Source organism: Nonomuraea sp. B5E05 (assembly GCF_039880665.1).
Taxonomy (GTDB): Bacteria; Actinomycetota; Actinomycetes; order Streptosporangiales; family Streptosporangiaceae; genus Nonomuraea.
Genome location: NZ_JBDPMJ010000036.1, coordinates 17,002 through 40,457 on the forward strand (window position 1 = coordinate 17,002; position 23,456 = coordinate 40,457).

Annotated in this window: 19 protein-coding genes; 11 read left to right on the forward strand and 8 right to left on the reverse strand. The window is 71.3% G+C overall.

Features of this window, described 5'->3' with window-relative positions; genetic code table 11:
* The first annotated feature begins 91 nt into the window (after nucleotides 1–91).
* Nucleotides 92–1,015, forward strand: a complete 924-nt coding sequence (locus ABGB01_RS40475; RefSeq protein WP_347779154.1) for an ABC transporter ATP-binding protein — start codon at nucleotides 92–94, stop codon at nucleotides 1,013–1,015.
* Nucleotides 1,012–2,601, forward strand: a complete 1,590-nt coding sequence (locus ABGB01_RS40480; RefSeq protein WP_347779156.1) for an ABC transporter permease — start codon at nucleotides 1,012–1,014, stop codon at nucleotides 2,599–2,601. The genes ABGB01_RS40475 and ABGB01_RS40480 overlap by 4 nt, the downstream gene beginning before the upstream one ends.
* Here the strand turns inward: ABGB01_RS40480 and ABGB01_RS40485 are convergent.
* Complete coding sequence (locus tag ABGB01_RS40485) at nucleotides 2,530–3,048, reverse strand: MarR family transcriptional regulator (RefSeq protein WP_347779158.1); 519 nt, start codon at nucleotides 3,046–3,048, stop codon at nucleotides 2,530–2,532. The genes ABGB01_RS40480 and ABGB01_RS40485 overlap by 72 nt on opposite strands.
* 45 nt (nucleotides 3,049–3,093) lie before the next feature.
* Between ABGB01_RS40485 and ABGB01_RS40490 the strand changes: the two genes are divergently transcribed.
* Both ABGB01_RS40490 and ABGB01_RS40495 read left to right on the forward strand, forming a co-directional pair.
* Nucleotides 3,094–4,272, forward strand: coding sequence for a cytochrome P450 (locus tag ABGB01_RS40490; RefSeq protein ID WP_347779159.1), 1,179 nt, complete (start codon nucleotides 3,094–3,096; stop codon nucleotides 4,270–4,272).
* 33 nt (nucleotides 4,273–4,305) lie between these two features.
* Nucleotides 4,306–4,512 (forward strand): hypothetical protein, encoded by a 207-nt coding sequence (locus ABGB01_RS40495; protein WP_347779161.1) that lies wholly within the window; start codon nucleotides 4,306–4,308, stop codon nucleotides 4,510–4,512.
* A gap of 3 nt (nucleotides 4,513–4,515) precedes the next feature.
* Here ABGB01_RS40495 and ABGB01_RS40500 read toward each other — a convergent pair whose 3' ends face one another.
* The 3 genes from ABGB01_RS40500 to ABGB01_RS40510 all read right to left on the reverse strand — a co-directional run bounded on the left by ABGB01_RS40500 (nucleotide 4,516) and on the right by ABGB01_RS40510 (nucleotide 7,165).
* Entirely contained in the window at nucleotides 4,516–5,145 is a 630-nt protein-coding gene (locus ABGB01_RS40500; protein ID WP_347779162.1) for a pyridoxamine 5'-phosphate oxidase family protein, read from the reverse strand.
* 91 nt (nucleotides 5,146–5,236) lie between these two features.
* Nucleotides 5,237–6,679 (reverse strand): FAD-dependent monooxygenase, encoded by a 1,443-nt coding sequence (locus ABGB01_RS40505; protein ID WP_347779163.1) that lies wholly within the window; start codon nucleotides 6,677–6,679, stop codon nucleotides 5,237–5,239.
* Nucleotides 6,680–6,691: 12 nt separating this feature from the next.
* Nucleotides 6,692–7,165, reverse strand: a complete 474-nt coding sequence (locus ABGB01_RS40510) for an SAM-dependent methyltransferase (RefSeq protein ID WP_347779165.1) — start codon at nucleotides 7,163–7,165, stop codon at nucleotides 6,692–6,694.
* Nucleotides 7,166–7,299: 134 nt separating this feature from the next.
* Here ABGB01_RS40510 and ABGB01_RS40515 point away from each other — a divergent pair, with 134 nt between their 5' ends.
* Nucleotides 7,300–10,104, forward strand: a complete 2,805-nt coding sequence (locus tag ABGB01_RS40515; RefSeq protein WP_347779167.1) for an AAA family ATPase — start codon at nucleotides 7,300–7,302, stop codon at nucleotides 10,102–10,104.
* Between the two features lie 272 nt (nucleotides 10,105–10,376).
* Here ABGB01_RS40515 and ABGB01_RS40520 read toward each other — a convergent pair whose 3' ends face one another.
* Nucleotides 10,377–10,958, reverse strand: a complete 582-nt coding sequence (locus tag ABGB01_RS40520) for a hypothetical protein (protein ID WP_347779169.1) — start codon at nucleotides 10,956–10,958, stop codon at nucleotides 10,377–10,379.
* Nucleotides 10,959–11,140: 182 nt separating this feature from the next.
* On the opposite strand from ABGB01_RS40520, the gene ABGB01_RS40525 reads away from it, so the two are divergent.
* Nucleotides 11,141–12,463: an MFS transporter gene (locus ABGB01_RS40525; RefSeq protein WP_347779170.1), complete on the forward strand. Its 1,323-nt coding sequence runs from the start codon at nucleotides 11,141–11,143 to the stop codon at nucleotides 12,461–12,463.
* A gap of 188 nt (nucleotides 12,464–12,651) precedes the next feature.
* Complete coding sequence (locus ABGB01_RS40530) at nucleotides 12,652–13,497, forward strand: hypothetical protein (RefSeq protein WP_347779171.1); 846 nt, start codon at nucleotides 12,652–12,654, stop codon at nucleotides 13,495–13,497.
* A 247-nt stretch (nucleotides 13,498–13,744) separates the two neighbouring features.
* Here the strand turns inward: ABGB01_RS40530 and ABGB01_RS40535 are convergent, their stop codons facing one another.
* On the reverse strand, nucleotides 13,745–14,155 hold the full coding sequence (locus ABGB01_RS40535) for a RidA family protein (protein ID WP_347779173.1): 411 nt from the start codon (nucleotides 14,153–14,155) through the stop codon (nucleotides 13,745–13,747).
* 116 nt (nucleotides 14,156–14,271) lie between these two features.
* Here ABGB01_RS40535 and ABGB01_RS40540 point away from each other — a divergent pair, with 116 nt between their 5' ends.
* The 3 genes from ABGB01_RS40540 to ABGB01_RS40550 all read left to right on the forward strand — a co-directional run bounded on the left by ABGB01_RS40540 (nucleotide 14,272) and on the right by ABGB01_RS40550 (nucleotide 16,115).
* The gene (locus ABGB01_RS40540; RefSeq protein ID WP_347779174.1) at nucleotides 14,272–14,718 is read left to right on the forward strand and encodes a DUF4383 domain-containing protein; all 447 of its coding nucleotides are present in this window, start codon (nucleotides 14,272–14,274) and stop codon (nucleotides 14,716–14,718) included.
* Between the two features lie 202 nt (nucleotides 14,719–14,920).
* Nucleotides 14,921–15,346 carry a hypothetical protein gene (locus ABGB01_RS40545; RefSeq protein WP_347779175.1) on the forward strand — a complete coding sequence of 142 codons (426 nt, stop codon included), beginning with the start codon at nucleotides 14,921–14,923 and terminating at the stop codon, nucleotides 15,344–15,346.
* Between the two features lie 94 nt (nucleotides 15,347–15,440).
* Nucleotides 15,441–16,115 (forward strand): helix-turn-helix domain-containing protein, encoded by a 675-nt coding sequence (locus ABGB01_RS40550; protein ID WP_347779177.1) that lies wholly within the window; start codon nucleotides 15,441–15,443, stop codon nucleotides 16,113–16,115.
* A gap of 10 nt (nucleotides 16,116–16,125) precedes the next feature.
* On the opposite strand, the gene ctaD is transcribed toward ABGB01_RS40550, so the two are convergent.
* Together ctaD and ABGB01_RS40560 are read right to left on the reverse strand one after the other, a co-directional pair.
* Nucleotides 16,126–17,823, reverse strand: coding sequence for a cytochrome c oxidase subunit I (gene ctaD / locus ABGB01_RS40555; protein ID WP_347779179.1), 1,698 nt, complete (start codon nucleotides 17,821–17,823; stop codon nucleotides 16,126–16,128).
* A 186-nt stretch (nucleotides 17,824–18,009) separates the two neighbouring features.
* Nucleotides 18,010–20,088 (reverse strand): SpoIIE family protein phosphatase, encoded by a 2,079-nt coding sequence (locus ABGB01_RS40560; RefSeq protein ID WP_347779180.1) that lies wholly within the window; start codon nucleotides 20,086–20,088, stop codon nucleotides 18,010–18,012.
* A 149-nt stretch (nucleotides 20,089–20,237) separates the two neighbouring features.
* On the opposite strand from ABGB01_RS40560, the gene ABGB01_RS40565 reads away from it, so the two are divergent.
* Complete coding sequence (locus ABGB01_RS40565; RefSeq protein WP_347779181.1) at nucleotides 20,238–23,453, forward strand: BTAD domain-containing putative transcriptional regulator; 3,216 nt, start codon at nucleotides 20,238–20,240, stop codon at nucleotides 23,451–23,453.
* The last annotated feature ends 3 nt before the right edge of the window (nucleotides 23,454–23,456 follow it).

Below are 23,456 nucleotides of genomic sequence, written 5' to 3' on the forward strand. Positions count from 1 at the left end.
GGCCGAGGTCGATCCCGCCCTCGCGGCGGGCAGGTCGGCCCGATATTTCACATAATTCACGAAATTTGTGAATTTAGTGTAGCTTTGAATCATGACACACGCGATTTCCGTGTCCGGCCTCGTGAAAACATTCGGCCGGACACGTGCGCTGGACGGTCTCGGACTGAACGTCCGAAGCGGCGAGGTCCATGGCTTCCTGGGCCCCAACGGAGCAGGCAAATCCACCAGCATTCGGATCCTGCTCGGCCTGATGCGCGCCGACGCGGGCGAGGCTCGCCTGCTTGGCGGCGATCCCTGGGCCGACGCCACCGAGCTGCACCGCCGGCTGGCCTACGTGCCGGGCGACGTCACCCTGTGGCCCAACCTCACCGGCGGCGAGGTGATCGACCTGCTGAGCCGGCTGCGCGGAGGAGTCGACGAGCGGCGCAAGGCGAGCCTCGTCGACCGGTTCGAGCTGGACCTGCGGAAGAAGGGCCGGGCCTACTCCAAGGGCAACCGGCAGAAGGTGGCGCTGGTCGCGGCGCTCGCCTCCGATGTGGAACTGCTCATCCTCGACGAGCCGACCTCCGGCCTGGACCCGCTGATGGAGGCGGTCTTCAGGAACAGCGTGGCGGAGGAGAAGGCGCGCGGCCGTACCGTGCTGCTGTCCAGCCACATCCTGTCGGAGGTGGAGGCGCTCTGCGACCGGGTGAGCATCATCAGGGCCGGGCGCATCGTGGAGTCGGGCACGCTGGCGGAGCTGCGCCACCTGACCCGTACGTCCGTGGTCGCGGAGGTGGCGAGTTCGCCGGCCGACCTGGCCGGCCTGCCCGGCGTACACGATCTGCGGATCGACGGCCTGAAGATCACCTGCCAGGTCGAGCCCCGCCATCTCGACACGCTGTTCGGCCGGCTGACCGCGCTGGGGCTGCGCGGCGTCACGGCGGCGCCACCGACGCTGGAGGACCTGTTCATGCGGCACTACAAGACGGCGAGCAGCGGCGCGCACGAGCGCCGGAGGGTGGATGCCCGATGAGCGTCTTGACCGGGACCGGCGCGCTCGCCCGGCTCATCGTCCGCCGCGACCGACTGCTCCTGCCCGTCTGGGGCCTGCTGGCCGCGGTCTACCCGGCGAGCATCGCCTCCAGCACGGCCGCCCTCTACCCGACCGCCGAGGATCTGCGCGGCGCGGCCGACGCGGCGTCGGCCAACCTCTCGCAGGTGGCCACCCGCGGCCCGGTGTTCGAGGCGAGCGTGGGCGGGCTGACCGCGTACACCGTGTCCAGTGCGGGCGCCATGCTGCTCGGGCTGGTCAGCATGCTTCTGGTGATCCGGCACAGCAGGGTCGAGGAGGAATCGGGCCGCCGTGAGCTCGTCGGCGCGGGGGCGGTGGGCAGGCACGCGCCGCTGACCGCAGTGCTGGCCGTGGTGCTCGCCGCCAACCTGGTGATCGCCGTCCTCATGGCAGGGGCGCTCATCGGCGCGGGGCTGCCCGCCTCCGGATCGTTCGCGCTGGCCCTGTCGCTGGCCGCCGCCGGCTGGACGTTCGCCGCAGTCGGCGCCGTCACCGCGCAACTGACGCAGAGCGCGGTGGCGGCCAGGGGGATGGGCGTCGCCGTGTTCATCGCCTTCTTCCTGATCCGCGCGGTCGGCGACGTGGGCGGTGTGGCCTGGCTGTCGTGGATGTCACCACTGGGCTGGACGGCGCGGACACGAGCGTTCGCCGAGGAGCGCTGGTGGGTTCTCCTGCTGCTGCTGGCCCTGGTCGGGCTGCTGGCAGGCATCGCCTACCGCCTGTCGGCCCGCCGTGACCTGGCCGCCGGGTTGCTGCCCGCGCGGCTCGGGCCGTCCGCGGCGGCGCCCGGCCTGCGCGGCGCCCTGACCCTGGCCTGGCGGCTGCACCGCGGCCAGCTCTGGAGCTGGACCGCCGGTTTCGCGGTGGGCGGCCTCGCCCTTGGCGGCGCCGTCTCTGGCGAGATCGAGGACCAGATCAAGGCACCGCAGATCATGGAGATGATCGCCAGGGTGGGCGCCGGTGACGCCGAGCCGGTCGACTTCTTCGTCAACTACCTGCTGTCCATGCTCGCCTGGATCATCGCCGCCTACGGCATCCTGTCCGCGCTGCGGCTGCGGACGGAGGAGACGGCCGGACGCGCCGACCTGCTGCTGGCGACCCCGACGAGCCGCGTCCGGTGGGCGCTCGGCCATCTGATCATGGCGGTGGCCGGGCAAGCCGCGGCGCTCATCGCGCTCGGCGCGGGCGCCGGGCTCGCATACGGCGCGATCAGCGGCGACCTGGGCAAGCTGCCCCTGGTGCTGGGAGCCGCGCTGGCCTATCTGCCCGCTGCGTGGGTGATGACCGGGATCGCAGTCCTCCTGGCCGGCCTGCTGCCCCGCCTGTCGATGGCCGCGTGGGGGATCTGGGTGGTGTTCATCCTGCTCGACGTATTCGGCATGCTGGGGCAGGTCGACGAGTCTGTGCTGGTCGTCATCCCGTTCGTGCACGTGCCCTGGGTCCTGCTCGGGCAGGTGACAGTGGCACCCCTGGTGCTACTGAGCGCGGTCGCAGCCGCCCTCGGCGGCGTCGGGCTGGCCGGCCTGCACCGGCGCGACATCGCCTGACTCCTGCTCCAGCCACTTGTGCATCAGCATGGGGACCTCCCTGCGCAGGAAGGCGAAGAACCGCCGGGTCTCCTCCAATCGCTCCCCCACCGGCGTGTCCCGGCCGAACACCGCAAGGCCCTCCAGGGCGCCCTCCTCGAAACGGCGGTAGACGTGGTCGCTGGCCAGAGCCGCCGTGAACCACGCCACCTGATCGACCCGGTAACGGTCACGCCGCTCGCCCGGATCACGCTCGCGGGCGACCATGCCGACGTTCATCAGGTATTTCACCGCGCCGGAGATCGCCGACGGCCCCACCTGGAGCCGGTCGGCCAGCTCGGCGGCGGTGAGCCGGCCGTCGTCGGAGACGAGCAGCGCGGCGAAGACCCTGGCCGCCATCCGGGGATAGCCGGACTCGGACATGATCATCGCGAACCGCTCCAGGAACCCCTGGTCGTCGAGTGTCATCCGAGTGACTTTACACAGTTCACGAAATGCATGAAGGAGCGCCGCATGGATCTGCTGCCGACCGTCCGAGACCATCCCTTCGACCCGCCCGCCGCGCTCAGGCGGCTGGCCGTCGACGGCCCACTGCACCCGCTGGCCTTCCCCGATGGCCACGTCGGCTGGGTGGTGACCCGTATGGCGACGGCCCGGGCTGTGCTGAGCGACGCGCGCTTCAGCGCCCGGCAGGAGCTGCGTCACATGCCGTATCCCCATCCGCTCGGCCAGGAGTCGTCCGCACCCGCCATACCCGGCTGGTTCATCCGGATGGACCCTCCGGAGCACACCCGCTACCGGCGGCTGCTGACCGGCCAGTTCACCGTGCGGCGGATCAACCGGCTGATTCCCCGGGTCCAGCAGATCACCGAAGAGCATCTGGACATGATGGCACGGGCCGGCTCCCCCGCCGACCTGGTCCAGGACTTCGCCCTACCGATCCCGTCCATGGTCATCTGCGAGCTGCTCGGCGTGCCGTACCGGGAAAGGGAGGAGTTCCAGCACACCACCGCCACCGTGCTGAAGCTCGACGCGGACAAGCACGATGTCATCGCCGCGCTCACCAAGCTGCACGAGTTCTTCGTACGGCTCGTCGCCGCCAAGCGCGCCGAGCCGGGCGACGACCTCCTCAGCGGCCTCATCGCGGGCGGCGAGCTGACCGACGAGGAACTGCGGGCGATCGGGATGCTGCTGCTGGTGGCGGGGCACGAGACGACGGCGAACATGCTCGCGCTCGGCTCCTGGACGCTGCTGCGCCACCCAGAGCAGCTGGCCGCCCTGCGCGCCGCCCCGACGCTGATCGACAACGCGGTCGAGGAGCTGCTGCGGTATCTGTCCATCATCCAGTTCGGCGCGCAGCGCGCCGCTCTGGAAGACGTCTGGCTGGACGGCACGCTGATCCGCGCCGGTCAGACCTTGGTCGTCTCGATCCCTGCGGCCAACCGCGACCACACGAAATTCCCGGATCCGGACACGTTTGACTTGGCCAGGGACGCCGCCGGGCACCTCGGCTTCGGCCACGGCGTGCACCAGTGCCTGGGCCAGCAGCTGGCAAGGATCGAGATGAGAGTCGCCTACCCGGCCCTGTTCCGCAGGTTCCCCGACCTCCGGCTGGCCGCTCCCGACGAGGAGGTCCCGATCCGTACGGACATGGCGATCTACGGCGTGCACCGCCTGCCGGTCGCCTTCTAGGGCGCCCGGGACTCCGGCGCTTACGAGGTCGAGATGCTGCTCGGACTCGGCGTCGATCAGCTGCCGACGATGCGGGATCGCGGGCATCCGGTCAGGGAGTACATCGTGTTCGGCACCCAGTGGTGGCTGTACGTCTGCAACCGCGTCGCCGAGGACCCGCTCCGCCTGTTCCAGGCTCTGGTGGACGCCACCCGGCACGGCGGTCATCCCGCATCCGATCAGATGACAGGAGTGGAGTGACGGTCAGCCGTACAAACGCCGGCCGTACTGCGGGCCGTAGTAGACCTCCAGGTCTTCCAGCTCCTCGTCGGGACGTTCCAGGGTTTTGGCGATACGGGCCCTGGAGGGGGCCGCGTCCGGAGTCCACGTCTCGGGCTTCCAGAGGGAGGAGCGAAGGAAGGACTTGGAGCAGTGGTAGAAGACCTCCTCGATCTCGACGAGGAGGGCGAGTCGAGGACGGTAACCCTTGACGATCATCCGGTCGAAGAACGGGGCCTCGCGCAGGATCCGGGCGCGGCCGTTGATGCGCAACGTGTCGCCGCGGCCAGGGATCACGTAGAGCAGGCCCACCTGGGGGTTGCTCAGCACGTTGCGAAAACCGTCGGCGCGCCGGTTGCCGGGACGTTCCGGGATCACGATGGTCGTGTCGTCGAGGACCAGAGTGAACCCCGCCGGGTCGCCTTTGGGCGATGCGTCGCAGGAGCCGTCGGCGGCAGAGGTGGACACCAGGCAAAAGGGGGAAACCGCCAGCCACTGCTTGTCGTGCTCGTGCAGGCGAGAGCGCGCCTTCGTGGCATTGCGCGTTGAAGGCTGCCCTAGGAGTTCGCCTAGCTCCTCCTCCGAAGTGATCTCAACTATCCCCTCAGCGACCATGACGCATCCTCCCAATAGCTCCGGATTGTGTAGTCCTCGTACCCGCGCCGAGCGCGCCGGTCAGCGCGACCCGAGCCTTGCCCCGCCGCTGTCACAAGGCGTTCCGTTCGCTGGCCTCGAAACGGTGGAGGCTGGGAGCGCCTGCCAGCCGGGGCAGGGCCTCGCGCAGTTCGGCGGCTTCCGCACCGGCCCAGCCGACGTAGCCGTCCGGGCGGATGAGCACCAGCGGGCCGTTGGGTGCGGCAGGCGCGGCAATGACGAGCCGGTCCTCCCATCCGGGGACGTCGGCGTCGCCGAGGAGGACGAACCGGCGGCCGCGCAGCGCTTCGTACAGGCGCCGGCCGCCGGCGAGGAAGACGTCGGAGGCACGGGTGCCGACCAGCTCGTCTGCGCCCGCCGGAGCGGAGTAAGCGTGGCCGATGCCGCTGAGCTGACCGGTGATCTTCGTACGGATGGTGGGGATGGACAGCGCATGGCCTACGGCGAAGCCGCGGACAGCGCGGCCGGCGGATGATTCGATCATGGCGGCCCGGATGATGGCACCGCTGCTGCGGAGCACCGAGCGGCCGACGGGGTGACGCTCGGCCTGGTACGTGTCGAGCAGGCTGTCGGGCGCGCCCCGCAGCACCGCGGCGAGCTTCCAGCTCAGGTTGGCCGCGTCCTGGAGCCCGGTGTTCATGCCCTGACCGCCGGCGGGTGAGTGGACATGCGCGGCGTCCCCGGCCAGGAAGGACCGGCCCACCCGGTAGTGCGTCACCTGCCGCTCGTCACTGTGGAAGCGCGACAACCAGCGGGGGTCGTGCATGCCGTAGTCCGTTCCCAGGGCGCGTTTGGTGACCTCGCGAACCTCCTCCAGGCCGAGGGGCTGATCGTCGGGTACGGCATGGCGGCGGTCCCAGGCGAAGACCCGGTAGTAGCCGTCGCCGAAGGGCGCGATGAACGCGAAGGCGTCGCCAACTCCGTTGACGCTCAGCACCTCGGCGGGCGGCTCGGCGACCTTGACGTCGGCGAGCATGATGGACCGCAGGACCGACTTGCCGGGGAACGGCTGGCCCAGGGCCTGCCGTACCGCGCTGTGAAAGCCGTCCGCACCGACGGCATAGACGGCGCGATGGGCCCCGTCCTCGGTGGTGACCGTGACTCCCTCGGAGTCCTGGCTCAGGCCCACCACCTCGGCGTTGTGGACGATTTCGACGCCCACGTCCCGGGCCCGTTCCAACAGCAGGGCCTCTACGTTGTACTGCGGAGTGATCAGCAGATAGGGGAAGCGGCTTGGCAGTGTGCTCAGATCGACCTCGACGTGTTCAAAGAGTCTCAGCCGGTCGAGGGCGGTACCCGTGGCCACGAGCCGGTCGGCCAGTCCGCGCGCGTCCAGGTGCTCAAGTGTGCGAGCGTGCACGCCGAACGCCCGCGAAAGGTTGGAGATCTTGCTGGACCGGCGCTCCAGGACCGTGACCTCGATCCCCGCCTCTGCCAGGTCCCCGGCGAGCAGGAGCCCGGTGGGCCCCGCTCCTACGACGATCACCTCGTGCATACCTCTGCCTCCTTAGTAATAGGCCCGCATCAGCTCGGTCGACCATTGCGGCTGAACGATCTCGCCCTGCGGGCCGAACTCGGTCATGTAGGGCTTGATGTCCAGCACCGGGGTGCCGTCGATGGCGTCCAGCCCGCGTACGTGGATGTCGAGGCCGTCCACGGCGAGCAGCCGGCAACGGGAGACGCCCAGCCGATTCGGGCGGTTCTTGCCCCGCTGGGCGAAGATGCCGACCTCCGGCCAGTCGGGGTTTCCGCGAGGGCGGCGGGCGGCGGTGTGCACGGAGGAGGGAGGCACGAGATGTAACTGGTACACCACCTCCAGGTGTGAGAACGTCTCCAGTCCTGTGAGGGAGTCCGGCCCGAAGCTCGTCCCGTCGAGGCGGATCAGCGCCTGCTCGGTGTTCCAGTCATCGTCGAACGCCTCTGCGCGCCCGCCGACGACCGTTCCCACCGGCTCCACGACGATGGCCGTCGCGTCGTTCAAGGTTTCCTCCAGTTATCGGGGCAGTCGCACCCGACCGTACGACCCGGCGGCTCCGGCCGGATCAGTCACGGTGACCGGTGCCTTACCTGACCGGCCCGCGGGGGCCGTCGGCCGGTTAGGTAAGGTCGGGTACCGTGATCGGGCGGAACGCGGAGATTGCCCTCCTCGGAGGGCTGATCGCCGAGTCCCGCGCCGGGCAGGGCAACGCCGTCGCCGTGTACGGCGAGGCCGGGATCGGCAAGTCGGCCTTGCTGGCGCACATCGCGAGCACGGCACCCGACAACCTGCTGGTGTTGCGGGCGACCGGCGTCGAGGCCGAGTCCGAACTGCCCTTCGCCGCCCTGCACTTGCTGCTGCGACCGGCTCGTCACCTCGTGGACCGGCTTCCCGCCGCACAACGGGCGGCGTTGCGCGGCGCGTTCGGAGAGGATGCGAGGGACGCTCCGGACCGTTTCCTCGTCGGGCTCGCGGTGCTGAGCCTGCTGGCCGACCTTTCCGAGGAGCGTCCGCTGCTGTGTCTCATCGATGACGTGCAGTGGCTGGACCGCGCCTCGGTGGACGCGCTACTGTTCGCCGCGCGCAGGCTGGTGGCCGAACGCATCTCCATGATCTTCGCAGGCCGTGACGACACGGACCCGACCTTGCCCGGCATCCCCGAGTTGCGGCTCTCCGCTCTCGCCAAGGATGACTGCGCGCGACTGCTGGCCGAGCGAGCGGATGGTCTCACGCCCGAGGCACGCGATCGCGTCATCGAGGAGGCCGAGGGCAACCCGCTGGCGCTCCTGCAGTTCGCCGGGAGCCTGACCTCCGAGCAACGGGCCGGACGCCTTCTGCCGCTTCCCTTGCAGCCGCCGGGGCCTTCCCTCGCCGGGCGGTTGCAGCAGTCACTGCGCGCCGCGATCCGGCGGCTGCCCGAACGCGCCCGGTTGCTGCTCCTGGTCGCCGCCGCCGACGGATCGGGGAGTCTGCCGCTCGTTCTGAAGGGGGCACAGGCACTCGGTGCCGCGCCGGAAGACCTGGAACCTTGCGAGCAGGCCGCCCTTGTGGAGGTCTCCGACGGCCGGCTGCGCTTCCGTCATCCGCTGATCAAGGCCGCCGCCTACCACGAGGCGTCTCTCGCCCGCCGCGTGGCCGCCCACCGCGTGCTGGCCGGCCTCCTCGTCGACGACGAGCACACCGACCGCAGGGCCTGGCATCTCTCGGCCGCCGCCCTCGAGCCCGATGAGGAGATCTCGGCCATCCTCGCGGCCGCCGGCGATCGTGCCTGCGGGCTCGGCGGCAACACGTCGGCCGCCACCGCCTACGAGCGGGCGGCGCAACTCACCGTCGACCGGTACAGGCGCGCCCGCTGGCTGGCGGCGGCCGCGCAGGCAGCACTCGGCGCCGGTCAGCTCCCCCGCGCCCGTGCCGTGGCCGACCGGGGCCGACGCCTGACCACGGACCCCGTGCTGCTGGCCCGGCTGACCACCGTACGGGCCGCGGTCGAGACCGAGCAGGGCGACCCGGCACAGGCCGCCCACATGCTGATCGCCGTCGCTGCAGCGGGCGTCGTGCAGGCCGCGCCCGCCGAAGCCGCGTCGCTGCTCGCCACGGCCGCCGGCCAGGCCTGGTTCGCCGGGGACCACGTCGCACTCGGGCAGGCCGCCGATCTCCTGGAGTCTCTCGGCTCCGGCGTCGAGGCCCGCCTGGCCCCCGTGGTCGCGGCCGTGCGCGGCATGGAGCGGGTGTCCGCCGGCGACCCGGCGGCGGGCCTGCCGCTTCTGCGCTCCGCCATTCCCGCAGCCGACATCACCGCGACCGGCCCAGACGCCTCGACGGACTGGGGCATCGCCACCGACCCGGCCGCCGGGGCGTACGCCGTCTTCAGCGCGCTGATGACCGGCGACGACGACGCGGCCAGGGAACTGGCCGCCGCCCGGGTGGAAGCGTGCCGCCACCAAGGGCTCATCGGAGCGTTGCCACACGCGCTGCAACTCCTCACACAGGCGCAGATCCTGTGCGGCAGGCACTCCGAGGCCGCCGAATCCGGCGCTGAGGCCTGGCGCATCGCGCACGACACCGGACAGGTGGGACGCCTGCTGCACCTTCACGGAATTCTGGCGCGCCTGGCCGCCATCCGAGGTGAGGACGAGGAATGCCGCCGCCTCGCCGGCCAGGCGGAGGGCACCGCCCAGGAGCGCAACGGCTCCGGATGGGGCGGGTGCGCGCTCACCCTGCTCGACCTCGTACGAACTCGCTACGACGCAGTGGCCGAGCGGATGGCACGGGTACTTGACGGGCCACTCGGCCACACCGTGATCGTCACCTTCGCCATCGCTGACCACGTTGAGGCGTGTGCCCGCCTGAACGAGCCCCATCGGGCGACCTCGGCATTCGCCCGGTTCGACGCCTGGGCAGCGGCCAGCGGCCGACCATGGGCGGCGGCAGTCGCCCACCGTTGCCACGCCCTGCTCGCCCCACGCGACGAAGCCGAGGCGCACTTCGACTCGGCGCTCGCGATGCACTCCCGGGGCGGGCGGCCTTTCGAACGAGCCAGGACTCAGCTGATGTACGGCGAATGGCTGCGGCGGGCACGGCGCCGCGCTGACGCCGGCGCGCAACTCAGCGCCGCCTTGGCCGGCTTCACCGCGATGGGCGCCGCGCCCTGGGCTGAGCGAGCCCGCATGGAACTGGCCGCGACCGGCGTCCCCGTCACGGTGCCGAGCCCTCGCGCCGACACCGCACCGCTCGACACCCTGACCCCTCAAGAACTGCAGGTGGTGCGGCTCGCCGCCACCGGGGCCACGAACCGGCAGATCGGCGCCCAGCTCTTCCTCAGCCCCAGAACCGTGGGCTTCCACCTTTACAAGGCCTATCCCAAGCTGGGCGTCTCGTCGCGGGCCGAACTGGCGGGCATCGATTTCGGCTCTTTCGGTGATCGGAGTCGGCACGATGCGTAGCGGGGCCACCCGATCCATTCCTCGGTGTGGGCGCGGTAGCCCTCGCCGCACTGATCGACCAGTGCGCGCTGGAGGAAACCGCCCCGGAGGCGGCGTCTGACGCCCCCGCTCGCGCGCCGATTCCGCGCAGACCGCAGCGGGCGCGCATCACGACTCAGGACACACCTAGCATGCCGTCAGGCGTTGAGCTCGGCCCGCAGGAACGCCGCGACCCGCGCCTGCCACTCCCGCGCCAGGCTTCTGTTCGGATCCGGTCCCCGGCTGAGGCCCGGTCAGGGGTTCTCCACGCCTGGTTCGCGGGGCCCTCCCGGCGTGCCGGTGCCGTCGCCTGTGGACGTCGGCGACGGGCTCGGCGGGGACGTGCCGGCTGACGTGGGCGACGGTGGGCTCGCGGGCGACGGCGTCAGGTGGGCGAAGTGGCCCGTTCGCGGCTTGACCGGCACGGTCACACGGATAGGAGGCGCGCCCCGGAACGAGAACGTCAGCGGCACCGTGCCGCCCCGGATGCCGCCGGCCGTGGCGAGCGGCTGCTCGCCCGTGCCGACGGGCTGGTCGGGCGGCAGGGTGATGGGGCCGGGCAACTGCACCGTGCCGCCCCCTTCGGCGGTGATCCGTTCGAGCTGCAGCGGTCTGTCGCCGGTGTTGACCAGAACGCCGTACAGAGGGAACTGCGGCGGCGGTTGGGCCGGGTCGGCGCCGCCCAGGAGGAAGGCGTTGCGCAGGCGCACCCCGCTTCGCCCGTCGGCGTTGGCGCCGTCGTTCGGCGGGTGCCACTGCACGGTGTCGATCCCCAGCTTCGCGCATCCGGTGGCGGCCAGCGCCACGGCGACCATGGCAGAGACGATGGGACGCATCGCACCCAACCCCCTTCGGCACCTCCGTCATCGCCCAGTCGCTACCCGTGACGAACCCGCCCAACCGCCGCCCGCCGCGAACCCCCCGCAGGCACGGGGAAACCGGCGAAAAGAGCATGATGACCACCGGCGGCACGTCCTGTAGCGTCGCGGGTAACGCGGCACTACCGGAGGAGCGGTAGATGGCAGAGGACCAGCGACTCGACGCGACAGATCAGCAGAAGCGACGGCAGGTGGTCCGGGCGGTGATCGCCTCGGCCGTCGGCACCTCGATCGAATGGTATGACTTCTTCCTGTACGGCTTCGCCGCCAGCACCATCTTCGCGGAGCTGTTCTTCCCCACCAGCGACCCGACGACCGGCCTCCTGCTCGCCCTCGGCACCTACTTCGGCGGGTTCGCCGCCCGCCCGATCGGCGCCGCGATCTTCGGCCACTACGGTGACCGCATCGGCCGCAAGGCCACCCTCATCATCACCCTCATGACCATGGGCGTCGCCACCGCCCTCGTCGGCCTGGTGCCCACGTACGCGCAGATCGGCATCTGGGGCGGCATCCTGCTGACGCTGCTCCGCCTGCTCCAGGGCATCAGCGTCGGCGGCGAGTGGGGCGGGTCCGTGCTCCTCGCCACCGAGTGGGGCAAGACGCGCGGCGGCCGGCGCGGGTTCCTGGGCAGCTGGCCGCAGTTCGGCGTCCCGGTCGGGCTCGTGCTCGGCTATCTCGCGCTGCAGATCTTCCAGCCGCTCGACCCCTACTGGGGCTGGCGCATCCCGTTCCTGCTCAGCATCGTGATGGCCGGGGTCGGCCTCTACATCAGGCTCGGCATCCTGGAGACGCCGGTCTTCACCAAGGTCCTGCGGGAGAACAGGGTCGAGCGCGTCCCCGTACGCCAGGTCATCGTGAAGAACTGGCGGGAGATCGTGCTGAGCGCCCTGCTGCGCACCGGTCAGCAGGCCCCGTTCTACATCTTCACCGTCTTCATCCTCACCTACGCCACCAAGACGCTCGGCTTCGAGGCGAGCGACGTCTACCTGTACGTCATCGTCGCGGGCGTCGTCTCGCTGTTCACCGTGCCGTTCTGGGGCTACATCTCCGACGTGGTCGGCCGCCGGCGGCTCTACATCATCGGCGCCGCGGCCATGGTGGTCTGGTCGTTCGTCTACTGGCCGCTGCTCGACACCCGCGTGCCCGCGCTGGTCTTCCTGGCCATCGTGGCGGCGGCGCCCATCCACGACATCCAGTACGGTCCGCAGGCCACGTTCATCGCCGAGAGCTTCACCGGGCGGTTACGCTACAGCGGCGCCTCGCTCGGTTACCAGCTGGCCTCGGTCACGGCGGGCGGGCCCGCCCCGCTGATCGCCGTCTGGCTGTACGCCACCTATGAGAGCTCGTTCGCCATCGCCGTCTACATGGCGATCTGCGGCCTGATCAGCGTGGCCGCCGCGTTCGCGCTCAAGGACCGCGCCCACATGGACTACGCGGTCGAATACGACGAGACCGGCCCCTAGAGCGGGCCCGGCGCATGCTTCGACGATCCTCGAAAGAAGACCCCGCCCGGCGCACCCGGCCCTAGGGTCGCGTTGAAGCCGTACGGCTTGCCGAGCGGGGGAAGGAAACCGACATCACCACGACAGCGGGTCCCTGCGCGCGCTGCGGAGCTCCGGTCCTGGCCGACAGGCACGCGCCGGGATGGTGGGTGGACCAGTGGAACGGGCGGCACTGCGGGGGCGACCCCCGCTTCCCGCACCAGGCGCCGCGGAAGAAGCAGGACCACACGCTCTGGATCGTCGCCGGCTGCGTGGCCGCCGTGGCCGTGCTGGCGGCGGCGGTCGTGGTGGTCGTCGTGCTGAACCGGGGGCCGGACGAGCCCGCCGTGGCGCAGGTGGCGCCGACCCGGCCCAGCACGCGGGAGAAGGAGCCGAGCGCGACGCCGGACCGGCCGAAGGCGGCCGAGGCGCCGGTGCCCTGCGAGCCGGGCAAGAAGCGCAGCCGGTACTGTTTCCCGTCCACGACGCGGGGACCCGACTTCCTGGCCCGCATCGAGAAGGCGCTGAAGTGGCGGTGTTACGAGGCGGGGGAGAGGGACCGTTCCGGCTACAAGGTGAGGGACCCCGAGTGCCAGGCCGTGAACAACGTCGACCAGGCGTACACGAAGCGCGTCTCCATCGGCTACAAGACCCACGACCGCGCGAAGGGCGGCGCGATGACGGAGGTCGACATCGTGGCCTCGACGCACGCCGAGAACCAGGGCACCACCGTCAGGAACACCGCCGCCCTGGCCACCGACGCCTTCGAGATCGCGGTGGTCCACCTGTGGCCCGGCAACAAGAAGTTGCAGAACGAGGCCAAGCAGGCCCTGGCCAAGGCGCAACGCCGGTGCAAGCCCGACTACGACCCGCAGTCGGTGCCGCTCTCGATCGGCTACGAGATCGGGTGCGGGACGCCCATCCCCGTCACGGTGACCAGCAAGGAGGGCAAGCCGGTGCTGACCATCACGCAGTCGCTGGACATCGGGATCCCCTTCGACTACGGCTGGGACTGACTCGCGGTGTCAGACCAGGCCGACCACGAAGCCCTCGTCCTTGATCTCCAGGTACGCCGCCGGCCGGGTTGCGAAGTTTCGGGTCTCGTGCCGTCCGGATCACAGGATGATGTTGATGACGATCGTCAGCAGGATCGACAACACGATCGAGATCGCGATCATGGTCAGGCATCCGGCCCATCCCCCGAGGGGCCGGACGTCCCGGTTTCCGAGGCGCATGACCGGCGGCTACCCGCCCCCGGCCGGGCTAAGCGTCAGCGATCACGGCGACCGCTTCGACCTCGACGAGCTGGTGGTCGTAGCCCAGCACGGTGACGCCCAGCAGGGTGCTGGGCGCGTCGTGCGTCCCCATGTACTCCCGGTAGACCTGCCAGGCCGTCACCAGGTCGGCCTGGTCGGAGGAGGCGACGTAGACCGTGGTCTTGACGATGTCCGTCAGCGCGGCCCCCGCGCCGTCGAGCGCCGTGACGAGGTTGCGCATCACCTGGTGAGCCTGCTCCGCGTAGTCGCCCGGCGCCACCGTCGCGCCCTTGGCGTCGAGCGGGCACGCGCCCGCCACCCAGATGGTCCGCAGCGGCGCGTCCACGGCCGAGGCGTAGGCGTATTCGACGTCCTGCGCCAGCCGGTCGTCGCGGATCAGTCTGACACCCGTGCTCATGGCTCTCCAACGCTTGTGGTCTCGTGCACCGCCACACGATACGCGAGCCCAGGCGGGTGCGACTCATCCGGCCGCGGGAGGGTAGCGGGAACCGGTCAACGTCAAGGAGGCTCACGATGAGTACTTCGCACAAGGCGGCGACGCGCTCGCCCGTGCAACTCGCCGCGCTGGTCGTCGGCCTGGTGTTCCTGCTCGTCGGAGTGCTCGGCTTCATCCCGGGCATCACGACCGACTACGGTGATCTCCAGTTCGCCGGCCACCAATCCGAGGCGATGCTGCTCGGCATCTTCCAGGTGTCGATCCTGCACAACATCGTGCACTTGCTCTTCGGCATCGCCGGTGTCACGCTGGCCCGCTCGTGGCCGGGCGCGCGCGCCTACCTGATCGTCGGCGGGATCATCTACCTGGTGCTCTGGCTGTACGGGTTGCTCATCGACCAGGACAGCGCGGCCAACTTCGTTCCGCTCAACACCGCCGACAACTGGCTCCACCTGGTCCTCGGCGTCGGCATGATCGCGCTGGGGGTGCTGCTGGCCCGTGATCGCGCCGCGGTCTCGCGCTGACCACCGGCGGTCGATCGGGTGAGGGCCGCGCGACGTACCTACGTGCCCGTATATGGGTAGCTATATGGGGGTTTCTCACGTCCCCCTCTCCGGTGAGCGGAAGGCATGCTTGCAACGTGCTCACCAGACGGGAGGGGCCATGCCGCGAGTCACCGAACAGCCGCGGAACATGTTGCGAGCCACTGGACCGCAGAACGCTCGCATGAGTCTGGATGCCCTGTCCGGGAACCGATTTCTGGCGTTGCGGGACAATGTGGCCCTGTGGGTCGGATGGGGCGTTGACGAGCCGGCGGTGTCCTGGGAGTTGTCGGCGACGCCGTCGGCGGTGCCGAGCGCCCGGCGGATGGTCGCGACCCGGCTGCGGGCGTGGGGGCTGCGGGACCGGGTCGAGGCCGCCGAGACACTGGTCGGCATACTGGTCGACGAGGCGCTGCGGCACGCTTCCGGCAAGATCGTGATCAGCTTGTCCGCCGAGGACGGGTGGTGCAGGTGCGAGGTCGGGCGGTGCCCCGCTCCGGCTCGCCGGGCGCGGAAGCTGCTCGACCGCCTGGCCTGCTGCTGGGGTGTCTCCAGGACGGCGGGCGAGGAGGCCGTCTGGTTCGAGCTTCCCGAAGCCGGGCGTTCCTGACCCCCTCCGCCCCCGGGCCGGGGCCGGCCTGACCGGTCCCGGCCCCCGTGCCCGCCGCGCGGTGTCGCCCGCCGGACCGCCTACCATCGGCGGTGTGAGCACCACGACGGGCAGGCCGCGCCGCGCGGGACGGCCGCGCAAGGAAGACGCCAAGGACACGCGGGCCGTGCTGCTGGAGGCCGCCCTCGACCTGTTCGTCGAGAAGGGCTACGCCGCAACGTCCGTCCGCATGATCGCCCGGGCCGCCGGGCTCAGCGACGCCGGCCTCTACGGCCACTTCGCCGGCAAGCGCGCGATCTACGACGAGCTGCTGGCCTCGGCCGGCCCCGGCGCGGTGGGGCAGGTGATCGCGGAGCTGTTCCCCGGCCCCGAGGTGACGCCGGACGACCCCGAGGCGTTCCTGCGCGAGTGCGTCGCCCGCGTGGTCGAGTTCTTCGAGCAGCCGGCCGCGCGCAAGTTCAGCCGCCTTCTGCTGCGCGAGGAGATCGCCGACAACCCCGGCGTCGTCAACGAGATGATCTCCCACGGCACGCGGGCGCTCGGCCCGATCTTCTCCCGGTGGGCCGGGCGGGGCCTGCTGTCTGCGCGCGTGCGCGCGCGGCTGCTGGCCGGCGAGCTGGACGGCGGCGAGCTGGCCTGGGAACTGCTGGCGCCGCTGGTGTTCATCCGGCTCACCTACCTGCACGGCCCCGATGACCTGCACGACGAGGGCAGGCGGCGGGCCGCCTCACACCTGGAGCTCTTCCTCGACGCGGCCGTCCGCCGCTAGACGCCGTCGCTCAGGTCTCGCGCTTCGCCTGCTCGATCTCCGCGTCGTGCTGGGGGTGCCACATGTGCGGATAGTGCAGATCGAACGCCGGTCGTTCCGAACGGATGCGGGGCATGGACGTGAAGTTGTGGCGCGGCGGCGGGCAGGACGTCGCCCATTCCAGCGAGTTGCCGAACCCCCACGGGTCGTCGACGGTGACGCGCGGGGCGCGGCGGGCCGTACGCCAGACGTTGTAAAGGAACGGCAGCGTCGACAGGCCGAGGATGAAGGCGCCGATCGAGGAGACCAGGTGCAGGTCCGTGAACCCGTCGACGGCGCTGTAGTCGGCGTAGCGCCGCGGCATCCCGGCCACGCCCAGCCAGTGCTGCACGAGGAACGTCGTGTGGAAGCCGATGAACAGCAGCCAGAAGTGCCAGGCGCCGAGCCGGTCGTCGAGCATCTTGCCGGTCATCTTCGGCCACCAGAAGTAGAAGCCGGCGAACATGGCGAACACCACGGTGCCGAACACCACGTAGTGGAAGTGCGCGACGACGAAGTAGGTGTCGGTGACGTGGAAGTCGAGCGGCGGCGAGCCGAGGATGACGCCGGTCAGGCCGCCCAGGAGGAACGTCACCAGGAAGCCGACCGAGAACAACATCGGCGACTCGAAGCTCAGGTGCCCGCGCCACATGGTGCCGATCCAGTTGAAGAACTTCACGCCCGTCGGCACCGCGATGAGGAACGTCATGAACGAGAAGAACGGCAGCAGCACCTGCCCCGTGCCGAACATGTGGTGCGCCCACACGGTCATCGACAACCCCGAGATCGCGATGGTGGCGCCCACGAGCCCGATGTAGCCGAAGATGGGCTTGCGGCTGAAGACCGGGATGACCTCGGTGATGATGCCGAAGAACGGCAGCGCGACGATGTAGACCTCGGGATGGCCGAAGAACCAGAACAGGTGCTGCCAGAGCATCGGCCCCCCGTTCTCGGCCAGGTAGACCTGGGTGCCGAGCTTGCGGTCGGCCTCCAGCACCAGCAGCGCGGCGGCCAGCACCGGGAACGCCATCAGCACGAGCATGCTGGTCAGCAGCACGTTCCAGGTGAAGATCGGCATGCGGAACATGGTCATGCCGGGAGCGCGCATGCAGATGATCGTGGTGATGAAGTTGACCGAGCCGAGGATGGTCCCCAGGCCTGCCAGCGACAGCCCCATGATCCACAGGTCGCCGCCCGTGATGGGGCTGTAGACCACGTCCGACAGCGGCGTGTAGGCGAACCAGCCGAAGTCGGCCGCCCCGTCGGCGGTGAAGAACCCGCTCACCACGATCAGCCCGCCGAACAGGAACAACCAGAAGCTGACCGCGTTCAGCCGCGGGAAGGCCACGTCGGGCGCGCCGATCTGCAGCGGCATGATCACGTTCGCGAAGCCGGCGAACAGCGGGGTCGCGAAGAGCAGCATCATGAGCGTGCCGTGCATGGTGAACAGCTGGTTGTACTGCTGCTGGTTGACGAGCTGCAGGCCAGGCTGGACCAGCTCGCCCCGGATGACCAGCGCCATCAGACCGGCGAGGAGGAAGAAGGCGAACGACGCGATCAGGTACATGTAGCCGATCACCTTGTGATCGGTCGAGGCCAGCCAGGCCGCGATGAGCCTGCCCTTGCGGCGGAGCCGTGGCGGCTCCGGCGGCGAGGCGAGCGGCTCGTCCCGGGGCTTGAAGGTGGTCATGTACGGTCTCCGTCTTTCCAGCTCAACGGGTATCGGCTGACCAGGGCCCCTGTCGGAGCGTGCCGCCGGCCACCTGCCCGACCAGCGTTCGCTACCCGGGCGCTCCCGCCCGAACCACCGCCATACCGCGGGACGACCGATCCGTTACACCTCCATGAGAGTCGACCGGCCGTCAGGACGACCGCTTCACCGGTCCTCGACCAGCGCCCGGCCCGTCGCCTCGTGCCGGGCGGCCGGCTCCGGGAGCCGCAGCGCGATCATGGCCACGTCGTCGTCGGCCGAGAGCGGCAGAGCACTGAGCAACTCGTCGCAGAACCGGTCGAGAGGCTGGCGCGCGAGCGCGCACGCGTGCCTGCGCAGCCGCTCCAGACCCTCGTCGAGGTGCTCGTCGTGCCGTTCCACGAGGCCGTCGGTGTAGAGCAGCAACGTGCTCAGCGGGGGCAGCGGCTCGCGCGCGGACACGCACCGGGCGTCGTACGGGATGCCGAGCAGCGGGTTGGCGCCGTCCTCGAGGAAACGGCCCGCGCCCTCGCCGGTGATCAGCAGGGGCGGCGGGTGGCCGGCCACCGCGTAGTTCAGCCGGTGACCGCCTTCGCCCTTCTCGACCCTGGCCAGCACGCAGGTCGCGGTCTCCTCGCAGTAGAGGGTCTTCATCGCGATGTTCAGCCGGGCGAGGATCTCCCCAGGAGGTTCCTGCCGGTCCACGACCAGCCCTCTGAGCATGTTGCGCAGTTGGCCCATGGCGACCGCGGCGCGCAGGTCGTGCCCCGCGACGTCGCCGATGGCCAGCACGGTGGCGCCGTCGGGCAGCACGAACGAGTCGTACCAGTCGCCGCCCACGTCGGCGGCGGCGGGGCTGGCGCGGTAGCGTGCGGCGATCTGCATGCCGGGCACCCGCGGCGGTTGCGCCAGCAGGCTGTGCTGCAGGGCCACCGCGACCTTGTGCGTGCGCTGGAACCGCATCGCGCTGCGCAGGTTGTCATGGGCCTGCTCGATCATCTCGCGCAGCAGGGCGACGGTGCTCTGGCCGAGGGGCGCGCGGTCACCGCAGGCGGCCGCCGTGACCACCGCCGCGAGCGTGCCGTCGACCACGACGGGCAGGAGCGCGATGCTGTTGGCTCCGGTGGCCTCCAGCCAGGTGTGCGTGCCCGCCGGCACGAGATCGCCCAGCGGCGACCCGGGGGCGAACGTCGTGCGGAACGGCCTTCGCCGGCGTACCACGGCGGCGAACCCGCTGTCCGCGGCCAGGCGTTCCTCGCTGAACGGCGGCAGCCTGGGCAGCCCGGCGCGGGCGGCGGTGGCGATGCGCTCGGCCACGAAGTCGCCGCCTCTCGCCAGCCCGTCGGCCAGGTCGATCACCAGGTGCACGCTGCATCCGTCGGCCAGGTCGGGCACGATGACGTTCGCCAGCGCGCCGAGCATGCCCTCCAGGCTCGTCCGGTCGGCCGTCGCCGCGGCGGCCGAGTCGAGCAGCCGCTGGCGCCGCTGCTCCTGCCACTGCTGCTCGATGTCGGTGCAGGTGCCCACCCACTCCACGAGACGGCCGTTCTCCTGGATCGGCACGGCGCGCGCCTGGAAATGCCGGTACGTGCCGTCGATCGTGCGGAGCCGGTAGACGTGCTCCCACACCTCGGAGACCTCCTTGACCGCGCGGGTCCACGACACCTGCGTGGAGGTGCGGTCGTCCGGGTGGACGGCGTCCATCCAGCCGTCGTCGCGGAAGTCGTCCCATGACTGGCCGGTCATCCGCTCCCATCCCAGGCTCGGCTCGATCACCAGGCCGCCGGGGTCGGCCACCCAGACGATCTGCGCGCTGACCCGGACCAGGCTCTGGTAGCGCCGCAGGATGCGGCGGCGCTCGTCGGCCACCGCCTGGAGCCGCTGCGCCACGGTGGCCGGATCGGTGACGTCCAGGAAGACCGCGAGGACGCCGTACGTGCCGTCGTCGAAGGAGACTCGCGAGAGGCTGAAGGTGAAGAAGCGATCACGGTCCTCCGGGGCCTCGCCACCGGGGGCGTCGGTGCGGACCACCGGCGTGCCCGTCCTGAGCACCTGGTCGAAGATGGGGACGTAGTCCTCCTGCACGTGGGGAAAGGCGACCTTGAGCGGGGACCCGATCGGCCGCTCTCCGAACAGGGACCGGTAGGTCTCGTTGGTGTACAGCAGCCGGTGATCGGGCCCGCGGGTCACCGCGACCCCCACGGGTGCCGGCTCCAGCACCTCGAAGGTCAGACCACTCACCCGCTGCCCGTAGACACCGTCCATTGCGACTTATCCCCCGATGACGCCGTTCACGGTGGTTCGCGAGCCCGCCAGACTCCTACCCTTTCCTGACGCGACGGGAACACGGCAGGTCACGGCTGTGGCCCGTGCGACGCCTCAGGACTTCCGGTACCGGCGATAGCATGTCGGGGATGGCGCGGCATGAGGTGGCGTTCAAGATTCTTGGTCCTCTCGAGGCCGTGGCCGGCGGGCGGCCGGTGCGGTTGCGGGGGCAACGGGCCAGGGCGGTGCTGGCGATGCTGCTGGTGGCCGAGGGGCAGGTCGTGAGCACCGACCGGCTGGCCACGGCGTGGGGCGAGGACCCGCCGACGTCGGTGCGCAACCAGGTGACGATCGCCGTGGCCGTGCTGCGCCGGGCGCTGCGGGAGGCCGGCGCCGATCCCGGTGTCATCGCGACGGAGAGCTCGGGCTATCGCCTGCGCGCCCCCGGGACCGACGCGGCGGTCGCGGAGAGCCGGATCGCGGAGGGGCGACGCGCCGCCGAGGAAGGGCGGGAGGCCGAGGCGAGCACGCTGTTCGGCGAGGCACTGGCCCTGTGGCGCGGCCCCGTCCTGACCGAGATGGAGACGGAGGAGGTCCGCGCCGCCGCGGCCCGGTGGGAGGAGATGCGGCTGGCCGTCGCCGAGGAGCGGGCCGAGCTGGAGCTGCGGCTGGGCCGGCACAGCGAACTGGCGGCCGAGCTCGAGGCGCTGCTGGCCGAGCATCCGCTGCGCGAGCGCCTGCGCGGCCTGCTCATGCTGGCGCTCTACCGGTCGGGACGGCGGGCCGGCGCGCTGGAGGTCTACCGCACGGGGCGGCGGCTGCTGGCCGACGAGCTCGGGCTCGACCCCGGGCCGGAACTGCGCCGGCTGGAGGCGGCCATCCTGGCCGACGACCCCGAGCTCCGCGCGCCGCCGCGTCCCGCACGGCAAGCGGGCGCGCCGGTGCTGCTGGTCCCCGCGGAGCTGCCCGCCGGCTCGGGCGGCTTCGTGGGCCGCGACGGCGAGCTCGCCGTGCTGGCGGAGTGCCTGTCGGTGGAGACGGCGCCCGCGGTCGTGGCCATCGCCGGCACCGCGGGCGTGGGCAAGACCAGCCTCGCCGTGCGCTTCGGCCACCGGCACGCCGCCTCGTTCCCCGACGGGCAGCTGTACGTCAACCTGCGCGGCCACGCCCAGGGCCCGGAGATGGAGCCGGTCGAGGCACTCATCCGGATGCTCGGCTCGCTGGGCGTGCCGGCCGGGCAGATCCCGCCGGACGAGGAGGCCGCCGCCGGACTCTACCGGTCGTGCCTGGCGGGCAGGCGCGTGCTCGTGCTCCTCGACAACGCCCTGACCGCCGAGCAGGTACGCCCCCTGCTGCCCGCCGCGCCCGGCTGCCTGGCGCTGGTCACGAGCCGCAGCCGGCTGGCCGGGCTCGTCGCCAGCCACGGCGCCCGGCAGCTCAAACTCGACGTGCTCGGCCATGCCGACGCGCTGGCCCTGCTGGCTTCGGCGGTCGGCCATGACCGCGTGGCCGACGAGCCGGAGGCCGCGGCGGAGCTCGTACGGCTCTGCGCCCACCTTCCGCTGGCCCTGAGGGTGGCCGCCGCCAACATCGCCGTCAACCCGCACCGGTCGATCGCCGGTTACGCGGCGGCGCTGGCCGCCGACCGGCTGGACTCCCTGGAGATCGACGGCGAGGCGGCGGTGCGCGCCGCCTTCGGCCTGTCGTACGCGCGGCTCGCCCCCGACGCCCAGCGGCTGTTCCGCCTGCTCGGGCTCGCGCCCGGCCCCGACATCACCGCCGAGGCGGCGGCGGCCCTGGCCGGCTCCGGCACCGAGCAGGCTGCCCGCCTGCTCGACCGGCTCGCCGCCGCGCACCTCATCGACGAGCACCTGCCACGCCGCTACGCCTTCCACGACCTGATGCGCCGGCACGCCAGAAGCCAGGCCGAGCAGGACGACGCGCCCGCCGACCGGCTCGCGGCGGTCGAGCGGCTCTGCTCCTGGTACGTCTCGACGGCGACGCACGTCGCCCGCGTCGCCTACCCGTCACGGACCTGGGCGCCCACCACCTCACCAACAGCGGCGGGGCCAGGTCCCGAGCCGGTGAGCCGCTCCGTGGCGTCCGGCCAGGAGCCGGTGAGCCTGTCCGCGGGGCCCGGTCCCGAGCCGGTGAGCAGCGCCGACGCGGTGGCCTGGCTGGAGGCCGAGCGCGCCAACCTCGTCGCCGTCGCGGCGCACGCCGCCGGCCAGGAGCCCCGCCGCTTCGCCTGGCAGATCGCCGAAATCCTGCGCCCGTACTTCGCCTTCGGGGCCGAGCCCGCCGACGCGGAGGCGCTGGCCGACGCCGCGATGCGGGCCGCCACCGCGGAGAACGAGCCGCTGGGTCAGGTGACGGCCCAGCTCAGCCTGGCCCTGACCAGCCGCCTGCGCTCCCGCTACGCCGAGTCCGTGGAGGCTTTCGAGGCGGCCGCCGCGCTGGCCCGGCGGGCCGGCTGGCCGCAGGGCGCGGCAGCGGCGCACAACAACCTGGCCGCCGTCCACCTGGAACGGGGTGCGTTGCGGGAGGCGAAGGGGACCTTGCACGCCGCCCGCGAGATCTACCGCGCCGCCGGGCAGCCCAGACCCCAGGCGGTCGTCGCCTCCAACCTGGGCGCGGTCTGCCTGCAGCTCGGCGCGCTCAATGAGGCGGACAGGCACATCCGCGACGCAGAGAGGTTGCGCGAGGCGGCCGGCGACGGGCTCAACGGCATCGAGCTCACCAACCTGGCGAGCGTCCGCCGGCTGCTCGGGCACCTCGACGAGGCGCTCCAGCTCGCCGGGCTGGGGCTCGAGAGCAACTGCGGGAGCGGCCGCTCCGTGGAGGTGCCCAAGAGCCTCGGCGTCCTGGCGCAGATCCACCGCGACGCGGGCCGCCTCGACCTGGCGCTCGACCACGCGCGGCAGGCCGAGCGCCTGGCCAGGGAGGTCAGGAACGGCTACGCGCTGTGCCTGGTCACCACCATCCTCGGCACGGTGCACACCGCCGCCGGCGATCATGCCGCGGCCGCCGGAGTCCACACCGCCGTGCTGAGCCAGGCGCGCGCCGCCGGCATGGACTACGTGATCGTCACAACGCTGCTCGGCCTGGGCCGCGCCTACCTCGGTCTCGGCTCCATGGAAGCGGCGATGCCGCAGGTCAGCCGGGCCCTCGCCATGACGCGCCATGCCGGATACCGGGTCGAGGAAGGTAACGCCCTCACCACCATGGCCGAGATCCACCGCGCCCTCGGCGACCTGAGGCGCTCGGTGGAGTGCGCCGGGCAGGCCCTCGCCGTGCACCGCGAGACGGGGTTCCGGCTCGGGGAGGAGCGCGCCCTTGCCCTGTGGGACGTCGCGCTCCGGTGACGC